The sequence below is a fragment of the Streptomyces sp. NPDC057877 genome (assembly GCF_042796855.1).
GTDB lineage: Bacteria > Actinomycetota > Actinomycetes > Streptomycetales > Streptomycetaceae > Streptomyces.
This window is the reverse complement of the sequence record NZ_JBHVMS010000002.1, coordinates 317,683-331,467: the sequence shown is the minus strand read 5'-3', so window position 1 is coordinate 331,467 and position 13,785 is coordinate 317,683. Positions and strand designations below refer to the sequence as shown.

Below are 13,785 nucleotides of genomic sequence, written 5' to 3'. Positions count from 1 at the left end.
GAGGAAGGTCCACAGGCAAGCAGGAAAGGGCGGTGAACCACCGTGCGTATAGCGTTTCTCACCGCGCCCGAGGGCGTGGAGCAGGTCGAACTGACCGATCCCTGGCAGGCGGCGACCGACGCGGGCCACGAGCCGGTGCTGGTGTCGACCAAGTCCGGTGCGATCCAGGCCTTCAACCACCTCGACAAGGCGGACAGGTTCACCGTCGACGAGGTGGTGGGCGAGACGTCCGCGGACTCCTTCGGCGCCCTGGTGCTGCCCGGCGGGGTCGCCAACCCGGACTTCCTGCGGCTGGACGGCACGGCCGTGGCGTTCGTACGGGACTTCTTCACCCGGGGCCGTCCCGTGGCCGCGATCTGTCACGCCCCGTGGACGCTGGTGGAGGCGGACGTGGTCCGCGACCGCACGCTGACGTCCTGGCCGAGCCTGCGGACGGACCTGCGCAACGCGGGCGCCACCTGGGTCGACGAGCAGGTGGCGGTGTGCGGCAACGGCCCCAACACGCTGGTCACCAGCCGTAAGCCAGACGACCTGAAGGTGTTCTGCGAGACGTTCCTCGAGGTGTTCGCGAAGGAGGCTGCCTGATGGGAGCGACGGGTGACCGCAAGCGGGACCAGCGGGAGAGCTTCCGGGCGGACGATCCGACGGCGGGTCCGCTCACCACCGACCAGGGGGTGGAGGTCGACCACACCGACGACTCGCTCGCCGCGGGCGAGCGCGGTCCGACGCTGATGGAGGACTTCCACTTCCGGGAGAAGCTCACCCACTTCGACCACGAGCGGATCCCGGAGCGGGTGGTGCACGCGCGGGGCGCGGGCGCGTACGGCTACTTCGAACCGTACGAGTCGCTGGCGGAGTTCACCCGCGCGGCCTTCCTCCAGGACCCCACGGTGCGGACGCCGGTGTTCGTGCGGTTCTCCACGGTGCAGGGGCCGAAGGGCTCCGCGGACACGGTGCGGGACGTGCGCGGCTTCGCGACGAAGTTCTACACCTCCGAGGGCAACTACGACCTCGTCGGCAACAACATGCCGGTCTTCTTCATCCAGGACGGCATCAAGTTCCCGGACTTCGTGCACGCGCTCAAGCCCGAGCCGCACAACGACATCCCCACCGGCGCCTCCGCGCACGACACCCTGTGGGACTTCGTGTCGCTCCAGCCGGAGACCACGCACATGATGATGTGGCTGATGTCGGACCGGGCGATCCCGCGCAGCTACCGCATGATGCAGGGGTTCGGCGTGCACACCTTCCGGTTCGTGAACGCCGAGGGGCGCGGCACGTTCGTGAAGTTCCACTGGAAGCCGAAGCTGGGCGCGCACTCGCTGGTGTGGGACGAGGCGCAGGAGTGCCAGGGCCGAGACCCCGACTTCAACCGGCGTGACCTGTGGGACGCGATCGAGGCGGGCGAGTACCCGGAGTACGAACTCGGTGTGCAACTGGTGCCGGAGGAGGACGAGTTCGCCTTCGACTTCGATCTGCTCGACCCCACGAAGATCATCCCGGAGGAGCAGGTGCCGGTGCGGCCGGTGGGCCGGATGGTCCTGGACCGCAACCCGGAGAACTTCTTCGCCGAGACCGAACAGGTGGCCTTCCACACGGCCAACGTGGTCCCGGGCATCGACTTCACCAACGACCCGCTGCTCCAGGCCCGCAACTTCTCCTACCTGGACACCCAGCTGATCCGGCTCGGCGGCCCCAACTTCGCCCAGTTGCCGGTGAACCGGCCGGTGGCGCCGGTGCGCACCAACCAGCGCGACGGCTATGCGCAGAGCCGGATCCACCGGGGCACCAACTATTTTCCGAACTCCCTCGGCGGCGGCTGCCCCGCCCACGCGGGCGTCGACGGGAAGGCGTTCACGCACTACGCCGAACGCGTCGACGGGGCGAAGATCCGGCGCCGCAGCGACAGCTTCCAGGACCACTACAGCCAGGCGGCGATGTTCTGGAACAGCATGGCGGAGTGGGAGAAGCGGCACATCGTGGAGGCGTTCCGGTTCGAGCTGGGCAAGGTGTCGGCGACGCAGGTGCGCGAGCGCACGGTCGAACACCTCGCCAAGGTGGATCCCGCGCTGGCGGCGGCGGTGGCGGGCGGCATCGGTGTGGCGGCGCCGTCCGGTGACGGCGGGAGCGCGTCCAAGCTGGCCTCCCCCGCGCTGAGCTTCGAGTCGCTGCGCGGCAACGGCTCCATCCGCACCCGGCAGATCGCGGTCCTCGCCGCGGACGGCGTGGACACCGCGCAGGTGTCGTCCCTGCGGGCGGCGCTCACGGCCGAGGGCGCCATCGTGGAGGTGCTGGCGGCGGTGGACGGCAGCGTGGCGGGCGCGGACGGCGACGAGCGGTGCCCGGTGGACCGGGCGCTGCCGACGGTGGCGTCCGTGCTGTACGACGCCGTGCTGGTGCCCGGCGGGCCGACGGGGACGCCGTCCGCCGTCTCCGACCCGGACGTCCTGCGGTTCGTGCGGGACGCGTACCGGCACGGCAAGCCGATCGGTGCCCTGGGGTCGGGGGTGGGCGTGCTGTCGGCGCTGGAGCCGGAAGGGCTCGGGGTGTCCACCGAGTTCCAGCGGGTGGTCGCGGACCAGGGGGTGGTCACGGACACGTCGCCGGGTGCGGCCAGCGAGGAATTCGTACGGGCGTTCGTGGCGGCGGTCGCGGCGCACCGGCACTGGGAGCGGCCACCGGTACGGGGGTGAGCCGTAGTCCGCCGTCCGCGTGTGCGTCGTGGCGTGTCGCGCAGTTCCCCGCGCCCCTGAGGGTCTTCCTCTCAGGGCGTGGGGGACTTGCCGTTGGGTCGCCTAGTCGCGTCCGCGAGCGCCGTCGCGGGTCCGGGAGGCTGCCACGAAGCGGGCCGGGTTGCGGCGCAGGTACTCGCCCTCCAACTGCGCCATCCGCTCGTTGTGGGCGCGCAGCGCGTCGTTCGAGCCGTACAGCAGCGTGTCGTGGCGGGTGCGGTGGATCGTCTCCAGCTCCCGCATGAGCTGCTGGTCGTCCAGCTGGTCCGGGTCGACTCCGGTCATCGTGGTGCCCCGCTCGTCGTGTTCGTTCATGCGGTTCGGGTACCCGCCCGGCAAGCACTGCACTACCCCGAGCGGCATCCGGGAGGGAGCCATGGATCTCGCTTTCCTGCATCCACTCTACGAACATTCCGGCCCCTGGGCCTCCGTCTACATCGACACCTCCCGGCATACGGAGGACACCCCGCACGAGCGCCATCTGACGGCACAGGCCATGGCGCGGTCACTCGCCGACCAGGGCGCCGACGAGGCGACCTGCCGGGCCGTGCGGGACGCCGCCGAGGAGTTGCGGCACTCCCCCGAGCCCCACGGGCGGGCCCTGTTCGCCCGGGCGGGTGAGGTCGTCCTGGATCCGTCGCTGGCCCGTCCGCCGGGGCGCGACTGGGCCGTCTGGGCGCCGTTGCCCCGGGTCGCGCCGCTGCTGGACCTGGCCGGTGAGGACCCGGTGTGCGTGGTGGCGTACCTCGACCGCAAGGGCGCGGACTTCGAGCTGCGCAGCGCGCTGGCGCGGGAGGAGGCGGGCACGGTCACCGGACGGCAGTGGCCGATGCACCGCACCAGCAGCGTCGACTGGTCGGAGCGGCACTTCCAGCTGCGGGTGGAGAACACCTGGGAGCACAACGCGGCCGAGATCGCGGACGCGCTCGCCGTCTGCCAGGAGGAGACGCGGGCCGATCTGCTGATCCTCGTCGGTGACGATCGGGAGCGGCGCTCGGTGCACGAGCGGCTGCCGCGGCGGCTGGAGGACCGGGCGGTGGAGGCCGACCGCGGTCCCGGCAGCAGGCTGCTGGACGCGGAGGTGGAGGAGATCCGCACCGCCCACGTACGGCAGCGGGCGGAGGCGGAGCTGGAGCGGTTCCTGGCGGCCCGCGCCCCGGACGCGGAGGGTCACCCGGCGGCGGTGGAGGGCGTGCCCGCGCTGGTCGAGGCGGCGCGCGAGCACCGCCTCGACGAACTCCTGGTGGTCCCCGAGGGCCCCGACACCCACCGCGAGGTCTGGATCGGCGAGGACCCCGACCAGCTCGCGATGCGCCGCACCGAACTGAAGATCCTCGGCGAACAGCACTCCTGGTCCGCCCGCGCGGACGACGCCCTGATCCGCTCGGCGGTGACGACGGGCGCCCCGGCGGTGTCCCTGGCTCCCTCCCAGCCGGAGCACGACCGGGAGATGCCCTCGGGCGGCCTGGGCGCGCTGCTGCGCTGGAGGTGACGCCGGGACCCACCGGCCGGACGGGCCCCACGCGCCGCGCGCCCCGGCATGGGGCCCGGCCCCTCGGCGACCGCGACCGGAAGAACCCCCGCCGGGCGGCGGCCCGGCACGCGGCCCGGCAGCGCGTCTGCGGTCGCGAGGCGGCCCAGAGGCCACCCACACCGCAGACCGCGGGGACCGGACGGGCCGGACGGGCCGGATGAACCAGATGAACCGGACGGACCGCTGGGGCCACCGGGGACCGCCAGGGCCCGCCGGGGCCCCGATCAACGCGCCGCAGGCCTACCGCACCCGCTCCACCCGCCGCTCGTCCCACACCGGCTCGTCGGTCTCGCGGACGCGGCCGTCGCTGCCGAAGACCAGGTAGCGGTCGAAGGAGCGGGCGAACCAGCGGTCGTGGGTGACGGCGAGGACGGTGCCGTCGAAGGCCTCCAGGCCCTCCTGGAGGGCCTCGGCGGACTCCAGGTCGAGGTTGTCGGTGGGCTCGTCGAGCAGGAGTGCCGTGGCGCCCGCGAGTTCCAGGAGGAGGATCTGGAAGCGGGCCTGCTGGCCGCCGGAGAGGCGGTCGAAGCTCTGTTCGGCCTGCTGGGTCAGCTCGTAGCGGCGCAGCCGGGACATGGCGGCGCCCTGGTCCTGGGAGTGCTCCCGCCACAGGATGTCGAGGAGGGGGCGGCCCGCCAGCTCAGGGTGGGCGTGCGTCTGGGCGAAGTGGCCGGGAACCACGCGCGCGCCCAGCTTGAAGCTCCCCGTGTGCGCCACCTCCTCCCCCGCGAGCAACCGCAGGAAGTGCGACTTCCCGGAGCCGTTGGAGCCGAGGACGGCGACCCGCTCGCCGTAGAAGACCTCCAGGTCGAACGGATTCATCAGGCCCGTAAGCTCCAGCCCCGCGCAGGTCACGGCGCGTACGCCGGTACGGCCGCCCTTCAGCCGCATCCGGATGTCCTGCTCGCGCGGCGGCTCCGGTGGCGGACCGGCCTCCTCGAACTTGCGCAGGCGGGTCTGGGCGGCGGCGTAGCGCGACGCCATCTCGTGGCTGACGGCGGCGGCCTGGCGCAGGTTCAGCACCAGCTTCTTCAACTGCGCGTGCTTCTCGTCCCAGCGCCTGCGCAGCTCCTCGAACCGGGCGAAGCGCTCCCGCCGGGCCTCGTGGTACGTCGCGAAGCCCGCGCCGTGCACCCAGGCGTCCGCCCCGGCCGGACCGGGCTCCACGGAGACGATCTTCTGGGCGGCGCGGGCGAGGAGTTCCCGGTCGTGGGAGACGAACAGCACCGTCTTGCGGGTCTCCTCCAGCCGCTCCTCCAGCCACCGCTTGCCGGGCACGTCGAGGTAGTTGTCCGGCTCGTCGAGCAGCAGCACCTCGTCCGTGCCGCGCAGCAGCGCCTCCAGGACGAGGCGTTTCTGCTCACCCCCGGACAGCGTGCGCACCTGCCGCCACTGCGCCTTCTCGTACGGCACCCCGAGCGCCGCCATGGTGCACATGTCCCACAGCGTCTCCGCTTCGTACCCGCGCGCCTCCGCCCAGTCGGCGAGCGCCTGCGCGTACCGCAGCTGCGCGGCCTCGTCGTCGACGGTCATGATCCCGTGCTCGGCGGCGTCGACGGCCCGCGCGGCCTCGCGGATCCGGGGCGGCGCGACCGACACCAGCAGGTCGCGTACGGTCGTCTCGTCCCGTACGGACCCCACGAACTGCCGCATCACCCCGAGGCCGCCGCTGACGGTGACGGTCCCGCCGTGCGGTTTCAGCTCGCCGGAGATCAGCCGCAGCAAGGTCGTCTTGCCCGCGCCGTTCGGACCGACGAGGGCCACGACGGCGCCCTCGCCCACCCGGAAGGACACATCGCCGAGCAGGGTCCTCCCGTCGGGGAGGTGGTACTCGAGGTGCGCTGCTTCCAGATGTCCCATGGGGCGGATTGTGCGGGCGGCCCGGGCCGCCGGGCAAACCGTTATCTCCGGGCGCCGCCATGGCGCCGCGTGTGCGACACGAACCGGCCGGTAACGGGTACCCACTCCCCTATGAATCCCGATGTCGATCTCACCGTCCCCGAGCCGGGCCGCCACTCCGTGCGCGCCCGGCTGCTGGGCCTGGACAGCAGGCTGTTCGAGTTCGCCGCCGCCCGGCACTGGCCGTATGCGCAACGGGTGCTGCCGAGGCTGAGCCACAGCGCCAACCACGGGGTGCTGTGGTTCGCGACGGCCGCCGCCATCGCCGCGAGCCGCACCCCGCGCGGGCGCCGGGCCGCCGTCCGCGGCCTGGCCTCGCTGACGCTGGCCTCGGCCACCATCAACACCCTCGGCAAGCGCTCGGTGCGCCGCCCCCGGCCGCTGCTCGACCCGGTCCCCGTCGTGCGGCACCTCAAACGGCAGCCGATCACCACCTCCTTCCCGTCCGGCCACTCCGCCTCGGCGGCGGCCTTCGCGGCGGGCGTCGCCATGGAGTCCCCGGCGTGGGGCCTGGCGGTGGCGCCGGTCGCCTTCTCGGTGGCGATGTCCCGCATCTACACCGGGGCGCACTTCCCCAGCGACGTACTGGCGGGCACGGCGCTCGGGGTGGGCGCCGCGTTCGCCGTACGGGGGATGGCGCCCACCCGCGCGCAACTGGTGCCGCCCGCCCGGCCCCGCGCCGAGGTCCCGGCGCTGCCCGACGGGGAAGGCCTGGTCATGGTCGCCAACACCGCGGCGGCCACCGCGGACCGGGTGCGGGCGCTGCGGGCCACGCTGCCCGGCGCCGAGGTCGTCGAGTGCGACCCCCGCGACGTGACCGCCGAGCTGGAGAAGGCCGCCGCCCGCGCCCGGGTGCTCGGGGTGTGCGGCGGTGACGGCACGGTGAACGCGGCGGCGGCGACCGCGCTGCGGCACTCCCTGCCGCTGGCCGTCCTGCCGGGCGGCACCCTCAACCACTTCGCGCAGGACCTCGGCGTGGAGGACGTCGGCGCGCTCGCGCGGGCCGTGCGGCACGGTGAGGCGGTACGCGTCGACGTGGGCCGGTTCAGCTGCGGCTCCCGGCACGGCGTGTTCCTCAACACCTGCAGCCTCGGTGTCTACCCGGAGCTGGTGCGTGAGCGCGACCGCTGGTCGGGGCGGATCGGCAACTGGCCCGCCGGGGTGCTCGCGGTGCTGCGGGTGCTGCGCACCGACCGGCATCCGCTGGAGGTCCAGCTCGGGGGTGGCGCCCGGCCGCTGTGGCTGCTGTTCGCGGGCAACGGCACCTATCACCGGATGGGTCTGGTGCCGGGCCGCAGGCTCGACCTGGCGGACGGCCAGCTCGACGTGCGCGTGGTGCACGGCGGCCGACGTCCCGCGCTGCGGCTGCTCGCCGCCGCCCTCGCCGGGCCGCTCACCCGCTCGCCCGCCCACGCCGCGCTCCGGGTGCCCCGGCTGCGGCTGGCCGGGGTGGCGCCCGGCACGCCGCTCGCCCACGACGGCGAGGTCATCGAGGTGGAGGGCGAGGTGACGCTGGAGAAGCTGTCGGAGGCGCTGACGGTGTACCGGCCACTGCCCGGCAGCGGTCTCGCCGACTGACTAGCCGATCACCCGCCAGTCCATATGGCGATACGCGGGTCTCATACTTCGGTCAGCACGCGTACGGTGTCCGTACCTGCCTCCGCCGCCGACGAGAAGGGGCACCGTCATGCCGAAACCCCGGGAGACCGCCGTCTACACGCACGGGCACCACGAGTCCGTGCTGCGTTCGCACACCTGGCGGACGGCCGCCAACTCCGCGGCGTACCTGCTCGGTTCGCTGAAGCCGCACATGCGGGTCCTGGACATCGGCTGCGGCCCCGGCACGATCACCGCCGACCTGGCGGAACTGGTCCCGGACGGGCACGTCACCGGCGTGGACCACGCGCCGGGCATCCTGGAGCGGGCGCGGGCCACCGCCGCCGAACGAGGGCTGACGAACGTCGACTTCGCGGTGGCCGACGTGCACGCGCTGGACTTCCCGGACGACAGTTTCTGCGTGGTCCACGCCCACCAGGTGCTCCAGCACGTCGGCGACCCGGTGCGGGCGCTGCGCGAGATGCGGCGGGTGACCAGGCCGGGCGGGTTCATCGCCGTACGGGACGCCGACTACGCGGCCATGACCTGGTATCCCGAGTCACCCGGGCTGGACGACTGGCTGGACCTGTACCACCGGGTGTCCCGCTCCAACGGCGGCGAACCGGACGCCGGACGGCGGCTGAAGGCCTGGGCGCTGCGGGCGGGCTTCGGCTCCGCCGACATCACGGCCACCTCAGCCACCTGGACCTTCGCCACCCCCGCCGAGCGCGCGTGGTGGAGCGGCCTGTGGGCGGACCGCACCCTGGCGTCGGCGTACGCCGAGCGGGCCACCGGGGGCGGGCACGCGACCGGGGAGCGGCTGCGGGCGGTGTCACGGGCGTGGCGGGAATGGGGGGAGCGGGAGGACGGCTGGTTCACCGTCCTGCACGGGGAAATCCTGTGCAGGAAAGAGGCCTGAAAGGCGAAATTCTGGAAACCCGCACGACAGGAGGTTGACACAATATGGTACCCATCCTGATCGTGCTCCTTCTGGCACTCATTCTGTTCGGTGCCGGATTCGCGTTGAAGGCGCTCTGGTGGATAGCCCTGGCGGTACTCGTCGTATGGCTGCTGGGATTCCTCTTCCGGGGAACCAGCGCGGCGGGAGGCCGCAGCCGCTGGTACAGGTGGTGAACGGCCCCCGGGACTGAGCCCCCGTAGTCGGGTCTCAGTCCCGGGGCAGCAGCGGTCCGAGCGGCCCGAGGTCCAGGTTCAGGTCCTCGGGCCGCAGTCCGTACCGCTCCCGCAGCTCCGTCATCCGGTCGTCGAGCAGCATCAGGGTGAGCCCGATCCGCTCCTCCTGCTCCTCGCTGAGGTCCCCCTCGTCGAAGCGGCGCAGCGCCTGCCGCTCCATCAGCTGGCGCAGCAGTTCCACCACGGTGAGGACGAGTTTGACGAGATCGCGTTCGACCGTGTCGGGTTCGAGGTCCAGGCGGCCTCGGCGGGCGGTCATGTCAGCTCCCCCCAGGGTGCGGGCACCTGTGCGTTCACCGAGCTGATGAGCGCGTTGAGATCGATGCGGACGAGATCGACGTCCGCGATGCGCAGGGTGAGGTCGCCGGTGATGACGACGCCTCCGGCGAGGAGCCGGTCCAGCAGGTCGACCAGGGCGATCTCACGGCGTTCGACGACGGTCACGCCTTTCCCTCCCCTGACTCGTTCCCGGACCCGCCGACTTCCACGAAGGAATAGGCCGCCCATGGTCCGGTGAGTTCCACCCGGATTCCGGATACTCCGTCGCCGGTCTCGTCTTTCGTCCGGTCCACGATTTCCACGAATTCCTCGGAGTCGGCGCGCGGCACCAGATAGGCGGCGTTGAGCACATTGCGTCCGGCGGCACCGGAGAGCGCCGGGCTCTGGGGCGCGTGCAGCCGGGAGTCCTCGGCGTGGGCGGCGAGCGTCCGGTGCAGCCGGGTCGCGAAGGTCTCGGCGCGCTGCCAGGCGTCGTCGCGGGAGCGGACCTGCCTGCTGCGCTGCCGTAGGTAGTCCCGGCCGGACGCGGCGGACGGCTCCCGTGACGCCGTAGCGGACCGGGCCCCGACTGCGGACTCGGCGGACTCCGCGGACTCGGCGGACTCGGCGGGGAGGTACACCTTCACTCCCCACTCCACCCGCCCCTGCAGCCGGTCCAGGGTGTGCCGGAAGTCGGCCTCGCGGGCCTCGATCATCGTGCGGACGCCGCTGTCGTCCCGGAAGACGGTGGCGAGCCGCAGCGGCAGCGGGGTGGTGACGGTGGTGAGCGCGTCGATCACGCCCTGGTGGGCCCGGGCCACCGACGTGAGCCAGTCCAGGTCCTCCAGATGGGCCCGCAGCGACTCCTCCGAGAAGTCGGCCTCCGGCACATGGCTGACCACGGCGACCAGGCCGTGGTGGGCCAGCAGCCGGGGCGGATCACCCGCCACCCCCGCGAGCTGGGTCTGCAGGGGGGTGCCGAAGGGGCGGCAGACGGCGTACACGTACCGCAGTCCGGTCATGGTGCCTCCTCCTGTGCGCGGCCGGGTTCCAGTTGCGCCAGCCGGGCCCGCAGCTCGGCGTTCTCCCGGGCCAGCTCGTCGCGGCGGGCCCGGGAGGACAGCGCGGGGTCGTCCTCCCACCAGTCGATGCCCATCTCCTTGGCCTTGTCCACGGACGCGACGATCAGCCTCAGCTTGATGGTGAGCAGTTCGATGTCGAGGAGGTTGATCCGGATGTCGCCCGCGATCACGACGCCCTTGTCCAGTACCCGCTCCAGGATGTCGGCGAGATTGGCGCCGCCGTCGCGGGCGTAGGGGTCGGGCAGTCTGCTCGGGGTCGTCATGCGGGACTCCTGCGGTCGGCGTCCTCGTCGTCCTTGTCGTCCTCGTCGTCCTCGTACTCCTCGTACTCCTCGCTGCCCTCTGTCTCCTCGCTGCCCTCTGTCTCCTCGCGGCCTTCGTTCGCCTCGCTGTCCTCGGGCTCCTCGGGCTCCTCGGGCTCCTCGTAGTACTCGTCGTTCGCCTCGTAGTCCTGGTTCTCCTCGTAGTCCTCGGGCGGCTCCTCGTCGTACTCCTCTTCGCCCTCGGCCTCCTCCTCGGCCGCGACCGCCTCCTCATGGCCGACCACCACCTCGCCGTCGCGGATCTCGCCGCGCCACCCGTCCCCCGCCTCTCCCTTGAGAGTGATGAACCGGGCGAAGTTCTTCAGGTCCAGGCGGGCCCGGCGGCCCTGGGCGCGCCAGAGGTTGCCCGTCTTCTCGAACAGGCCCTTGGGGTAGTACTCGATCACCAGCAGGACCCGGGTGAGGTTGTCGGCCAGCCGATGGAAGGAGACGACACCCTTCGTGGTGCCCTTCGCGCCCTCCGAGGTCCAGGCGATCCGGTCGTCCGGCACCTGCTCGGTGGTGTGCGCCTTCCAGCTGCGGTTGGACCAGAAGACCTTCAGCTGCCAGTCGGAGTCGGTGTCGTCGGCGCGGTGCGCGCTCTTGACGCCCTTGGCGAAGGTGCTGAAGTCCTGGAAGCGGGTCCACTGGTCGTACGCCGTGCGCAGCGGCACGCCCACGTCGATGTGCTCGATGATGACGGTGGGCCGGTGCCCGGCGCCGCTCTTGCCGCCGCCCTGCCTGCCGCCGGTGAGATTCTTCAGCGCGCCGGTCACGCTGTCCTTGGCGCGGGAGGCGCCGATCTCCAAAGCCGTGCGCAGCGGGCTCTTGCCCTCGGCGAGCTTGCGGCCACCTTCGAGGGCGAGCTTCGCGAAGCCCGGACTGCGGCCCTCGGCTATGTCGTTCAGCCGGACGGTGGTGTCGCCGAGCCTGCGGCCGAGGCCGACGAGCATGCGCTCGGCCTGGGCGGCGAGATACTCCTGCGCCTCCGCCTTCAGCCGGTCGGCGGCCTCGCTGCGGGCGACCTGAGTGAGGGGCTCGGCCATCACTCGTCACCCCCCTTGGGCAGCCGGGTCCGGGCACCGCGGGCCGCGGAGGCGGTCTTACGGGTGGCGGTCTTGCGGGCGGCCCTCTTCGCCGGGGCCTTCTTGGCGGTGGTCTTCGCGGCCGTCTTCTTGGCCGCCTTCCCGGCTGGAGCCGCCTCGGTTGCCGCCCTCCCGCCCGTGGCCTTGCCGGTGACCTTCTTCGCTGCGGCCTTCCTCGGCTTCTTCGCGGGCGTCTCCGGCCGCTCGTGGGCCTCCTCGGACTCCTCCCGGGCCTCCTCGTCGTCCCAGGGCTCGTCCTCCTCCCCGGCGCCCGGCACCACTCCCGCCAGCCGCCCGCGCACCTCCCCGGTGCGGTCGTGCAGCCGGTCGGCCAGCGCGTCGAGCTGCCGCTCGATCATCGCGCCCGACGCGGCGGAGCCGACCCCGCGCAGGTCCTCGCGCAGTTGGTCCCCGATCTCCTTGAACTGCGGGTTGTCCCGCAGCTGCCCGGCCACCAGGTCCGCGAGCGCCCGCGGGCTCAGCGGCAGCCGCTTCCCCGCGACCAGGCCGCCGACGGCGACCGCCAGCTTCAGTTTCCTGGTCCGTCCCAGAACGTAACCGGCCCCTACGGCGAGGCCCAGTCCCACTCGGTTCATCGTGTCGTCCCGTCGTCTGTCCGCGCGCCCGTGCGCGAGGCGGTCTCCAGCCGGTCCAGCAGTTCGTCCTCCCGGCGGTCGAACTCCTCCTCGTCGATCTCGCCCGCCTCCAGCTGCTCCTCGAGGCGGGCGAGTTCGGCGCGGACCACCGCTGGGTCGTAGTACTGGCGCTCGGCCTCGCTGAGCAACTGGCCGATCACCCATGCGCTGCCGCGCACCGGGGCGAACGGCAGCAGCAGGACCTCTCCGAGAAGTCCCATGGGCTACTCGGTCTCCGTGTCGGCGCCGCCGACGATGCTGCCCGCGGGCTCGGCCGGGCCGGGCTCGACGAAGCTGTACGGCGGCAGGGGGCCGTTGACCCGCAGTTCGAGGTGGGGGTGGGCCTTGCGGGCCTGTTCCACGGCGGCCAGGAAGGTCTCGGCGGCGTCCCGGGCGACCAGGAAGGAGACGTTGGCCAGCCAGCCGGTGGACTGCGGGCCCACGCTCTCCGCCGCGGCGGCGGGTTCCAGCAGGCGTTGCACCTCGGCGGCGTCCTCCGCCTCCCGGGCCTGCACCGCGGCGGCGACCAGCTCGCCGAGGCGCAGCCGCTGCTCGTAGCTGCCGCCGCCGGACTGCCGGTTGGCCTCGGCGAGGGCGCGTATCTCCTCGTTCTCGGCCATCACCTGGTGCAGTACCGCCTCCTCCACGTGGGAGGCCTTGACGTTGTACTCGACCTTGCCCTCCAGCGCCCGCAGGCGCTCCTCGTAGTGGTCGGCGCGTTCGGCGAGCACCCCGGTGACGGAGTCGTCGTCCGGGGCGATGCTGCCGAACCTCATGGGCAGCACACAGGCGGCCGACCCGGCCTCCGCGAGCACGTTCTGATGGGCCATCAGCTCCTTGCGCTTGGGCCGCAGCCCCTCGGGCGCGTCGCTGACGATCGCCGCCAGGGCGCCCTGCTTGAGGACCCGCAGGGGCCGGGCCGGGTCGCCGACGCCGCCCATGCCCTCGGGGAGCGCGGGGTGGGAGCTGGCGGTGATGCCGTAGACGTACGTGCTCACTCCTGCGCCTCCTTCCGGCGGGCGGCCGTGGTCTTGCGGGTGCGGGGCTTCGGCTCGGCCTCGCCCTCCTCACGCGCCTGCTTGAAGGCGTCGGAGACGGTCTGGGCGGCGCCGGACAGGGCGCCCTTGGACTTGCCGCGCGCGCCGGACTCGGTGATCTGGCCGACCACGTCGGGCAGTCCGGGGCTCTTGCGCGGTCCGGCCTCCAGGTCGAGGCGGTTGCAGGCCTCGGCGAAGCGCAGATAGGTGTCGACGCTGGCGACGACGACGCGTACGTCGATCTTCAGGATCTCGATGCCGACGAGGGAGACCCGTACGAAGGCGTCGATGACGAGCCCTCGGTCGAGGACCAGCTCCAGGACGTCGTACAGGCCGCTGGAGCCGCCTCCTCCTCCGGTCTGTTGTGCCGGGACGACGGTCATACCGACCGTACCTCCTTGTCCGTGTTGTCCGTGTTGTGCGGGAATCGA

Annotated in this window: 17 protein-coding genes; 6 read left to right on the top strand and 11 right to left on the bottom strand. The window is 72.5% G+C overall.

Features of this window, described 5'->3' with window-relative positions:
- Positions 1-42: 42 nt before the first annotated feature.
- Both ACFVQG_RS05400 and ACFVQG_RS05395 read left to right on the top strand, forming a co-directional pair.
- The gene (locus ACFVQG_RS05400) at positions 43-585 is read left to right on the top strand and encodes a type 1 glutamine amidotransferase domain-containing protein (RefSeq protein ID WP_383377103.1); all 543 of its coding nucleotides are present in this window, start codon (positions 43-45) and stop codon (positions 583-585) included.
- Positions 585-2,693, top strand: a complete 2,109-nt coding sequence (locus ACFVQG_RS05395) for a catalase (RefSeq protein WP_383377101.1) — start codon at positions 585-587, stop codon at positions 2,691-2,693. The genes ACFVQG_RS05400 and ACFVQG_RS05395 overlap by 1 nt, the downstream gene beginning before the upstream one ends.
- Positions 2,694-2,795: 102 nt before the next feature.
- Here the strand turns inward: ACFVQG_RS05395 and ACFVQG_RS05390 are convergent, their stop codons facing one another.
- Positions 2,796-3,047: a DUF6158 family protein gene (locus ACFVQG_RS05390; RefSeq protein ID WP_383377100.1), complete on the bottom strand. Its 252-nt coding sequence runs from the start codon at positions 3,045-3,047 to the stop codon at positions 2,796-2,798.
- 61 nt (positions 3,048-3,108) lie between these two features.
- Here ACFVQG_RS05390 and ACFVQG_RS05385 point away from each other — a divergent pair, with 61 nt between their 5' ends.
- A complete protein-coding gene (locus tag ACFVQG_RS05385; protein WP_383377098.1) occupies positions 3,109-4,224 on the top strand; it encodes a Vms1/Ankzf1 family peptidyl-tRNA hydrolase in 1,116 nt (371 codons plus the stop codon).
- Between the two features lie 282 nt (positions 4,225-4,506).
- On the opposite strand, the gene ACFVQG_RS05380 is transcribed toward ACFVQG_RS05385, so the two are convergent.
- A complete protein-coding gene (locus tag ACFVQG_RS05380; RefSeq protein WP_383377096.1) occupies positions 4,507-6,126 on the bottom strand; it encodes an ABC-F family ATP-binding cassette domain-containing protein in 1,620 nt (539 codons plus the stop codon).
- A 111-nt stretch (positions 6,127-6,237) separates the two neighbouring features.
- Between ACFVQG_RS05380 and ACFVQG_RS05375 the strand changes: the two genes are divergently transcribed.
- From ACFVQG_RS05375 to ACFVQG_RS05365, 3 genes are all read left to right on the top strand, one after another.
- On the top strand, positions 6,238-7,743 hold the full coding sequence (locus ACFVQG_RS05375) for a bifunctional phosphatase PAP2/diacylglycerol kinase family protein (RefSeq protein ID WP_383377094.1): 1,506 nt from the start codon (positions 6,238-6,240) through the stop codon (positions 7,741-7,743).
- Between the two features lie 109 nt (positions 7,744-7,852).
- Positions 7,853-8,680: a class I SAM-dependent methyltransferase gene (locus tag ACFVQG_RS05370; RefSeq protein ID WP_383377092.1), complete on the top strand. Its 828-nt coding sequence runs from the start codon at positions 7,853-7,855 to the stop codon at positions 8,678-8,680.
- Between the two features lie 44 nt (positions 8,681-8,724).
- Positions 8,725-8,895 (top strand): hydrophobic protein, encoded by a 171-nt coding sequence (locus tag ACFVQG_RS05365; RefSeq protein WP_210922403.1) that lies wholly within the window; start codon positions 8,725-8,727, stop codon positions 8,893-8,895.
- Between the two features lie 34 nt (positions 8,896-8,929).
- Here the strand turns inward: ACFVQG_RS05365 and ACFVQG_RS05360 are convergent, their stop codons facing one another.
- Genes ACFVQG_RS05360 through ACFVQG_RS05320 form a run of 9 tightly spaced genes read right to left on the bottom strand, consistent with a single transcriptional unit; the run spans position 8,930 to position 13,737 of the window.
- Positions 8,930-9,214, bottom strand: coding sequence for a gas vesicle protein K (locus ACFVQG_RS05360; protein ID WP_383377090.1), 285 nt, complete (start codon positions 9,212-9,214; stop codon positions 8,930-8,932).
- On the bottom strand, positions 9,211-9,399 hold the full coding sequence (locus tag ACFVQG_RS05355) for a gas vesicle protein (RefSeq protein WP_383377088.1): 189 nt from the start codon (positions 9,397-9,399) through the stop codon (positions 9,211-9,213). The genes ACFVQG_RS05360 and ACFVQG_RS05355 overlap by 4 nt, the downstream gene beginning before the upstream one ends.
- Complete coding sequence (locus ACFVQG_RS05350) at positions 9,396-10,235, bottom strand: GvpL/GvpF family gas vesicle protein (protein WP_383377086.1); 840 nt, start codon at positions 10,233-10,235, stop codon at positions 9,396-9,398. The genes ACFVQG_RS05355 and ACFVQG_RS05350 overlap by 4 nt, the downstream gene beginning before the upstream one ends.
- The gene (locus tag ACFVQG_RS05345) at positions 10,232-10,558 is read right to left on the bottom strand and encodes a gas vesicle protein (protein ID WP_383377084.1); all 327 of its coding nucleotides are present in this window, start codon (positions 10,556-10,558) and stop codon (positions 10,232-10,234) included. The genes ACFVQG_RS05350 and ACFVQG_RS05345 overlap by 4 nt, the downstream gene beginning before the upstream one ends.
- Positions 10,555-11,643, bottom strand: coding sequence for an SRPBCC family protein (locus ACFVQG_RS05340; protein ID WP_383377082.1), 1,089 nt, complete (start codon positions 11,641-11,643; stop codon positions 10,555-10,557). Before ACFVQG_RS05340 ends, ACFVQG_RS05345 begins: the two co-directional genes overlap by 4 nt.
- Positions 11,643-12,278, bottom strand: coding sequence for a DNA primase (locus ACFVQG_RS05335; RefSeq protein ID WP_383377080.1), 636 nt, complete (start codon positions 12,276-12,278; stop codon positions 11,643-11,645). Before ACFVQG_RS05335 ends, ACFVQG_RS05340 begins: the two co-directional genes overlap by 1 nt.
- The gene (locus ACFVQG_RS05330) at positions 12,275-12,538 is read right to left on the bottom strand and encodes a gas vesicle protein GvpG (protein ID WP_383377078.1); all 264 of its coding nucleotides are present in this window, start codon (positions 12,536-12,538) and stop codon (positions 12,275-12,277) included. The genes ACFVQG_RS05335 and ACFVQG_RS05330 overlap by 4 nt, the downstream gene beginning before the upstream one ends.
- A 3-nt stretch (positions 12,539-12,541) precedes the next feature.
- Complete coding sequence (locus tag ACFVQG_RS05325; RefSeq protein ID WP_383377076.1) at positions 12,542-13,315, bottom strand: GvpL/GvpF family gas vesicle protein; 774 nt, start codon at positions 13,313-13,315, stop codon at positions 12,542-12,544.
- The gene (locus ACFVQG_RS05320; RefSeq protein ID WP_383377074.1) at positions 13,312-13,737 is read right to left on the bottom strand and encodes a gas vesicle structural protein GvpA; all 426 of its coding nucleotides are present in this window, start codon (positions 13,735-13,737) and stop codon (positions 13,312-13,314) included. The genes ACFVQG_RS05325 and ACFVQG_RS05320 overlap by 4 nt, the downstream gene beginning before the upstream one ends.
- Positions 13,738-13,785: the final 48 nt, after the last annotated feature.

What these genes read in the sequence shown, in the direction of transcription:
- ACFVQG_RS05320 (WP_383377074.1), bottom strand. Translation starts at nt 13,737, where the DNA reads ATGACCGTCGTCCCGGCACAACAGACCGGAGGAGGAGGCGGCTCCAGC.
- ACFVQG_RS05390 (WP_383377100.1), bottom strand. Translation starts at nt 3,047, where the DNA reads ATGAACGAACACGACGAGCGGGGCACCACGATGACCGGAGTCGACCCG.
- ACFVQG_RS05360 (WP_383377090.1), bottom strand. Translation starts at nt 9,214, where the DNA reads ATGACCGCCCGCCGAGGCCGCCTGGACCTCGAACCCGACACGGTCGAA.
- ACFVQG_RS05380 (WP_383377096.1), bottom strand. Translation starts at nt 6,126, where the DNA reads ATGGGACATCTGGAAGCAGCGCACCTCGAGTACCACCTCCCCGACGGG.
- ACFVQG_RS05350 (WP_383377086.1), bottom strand. Translation starts at nt 10,235, where the DNA reads ATGACCGGACTGCGGTACGTGTACGCCGTCTGCCGCCCCTTCGGCACC.
- ACFVQG_RS05385 (WP_383377098.1), top strand. Translation starts at nt 3,109, where the DNA reads ATGGATCTCGCTTTCCTGCATCCACTCTACGAACATTCCGGCCCCTGG.
- ACFVQG_RS05375 (WP_383377094.1), top strand. Translation starts at nt 6,238, where the DNA reads ATGAATCCCGATGTCGATCTCACCGTCCCCGAGCCGGGCCGCCACTCC.
- ACFVQG_RS05335 (WP_383377080.1), bottom strand. Translation starts at nt 12,278, where the DNA reads ATGAACCGAGTGGGACTGGGCCTCGCCGTAGGGGCCGGTTACGTTCTG.
- ACFVQG_RS05330 (WP_383377078.1), bottom strand. Translation starts at nt 12,538, where the DNA reads ATGGGACTTCTCGGAGAGGTCCTGCTGCTGCCGTTCGCCCCGGTGCGC.
- ACFVQG_RS05345 (WP_383377084.1), bottom strand. Translation starts at nt 10,558, where the DNA reads ATGACGACCCCGAGCAGACTGCCCGACCCCTACGCCCGCGACGGCGGC.
- ACFVQG_RS05340 (WP_383377082.1), bottom strand. Translation starts at nt 11,643, where the DNA reads ATGGCCGAGCCCCTCACTCAGGTCGCCCGCAGCGAGGCCGCCGACCGG.
- ACFVQG_RS05370 (WP_383377092.1), top strand. Translation starts at nt 7,853, where the DNA reads ATGCCGAAACCCCGGGAGACCGCCGTCTACACGCACGGGCACCACGAG.
- ACFVQG_RS05395 (WP_383377101.1), top strand. Translation starts at nt 585, where the DNA reads ATGGGAGCGACGGGTGACCGCAAGCGGGACCAGCGGGAGAGCTTCCGG.
- ACFVQG_RS05365 (WP_210922403.1), top strand. Translation starts at nt 8,725, where the DNA reads ATGGTACCCATCCTGATCGTGCTCCTTCTGGCACTCATTCTGTTCGGT.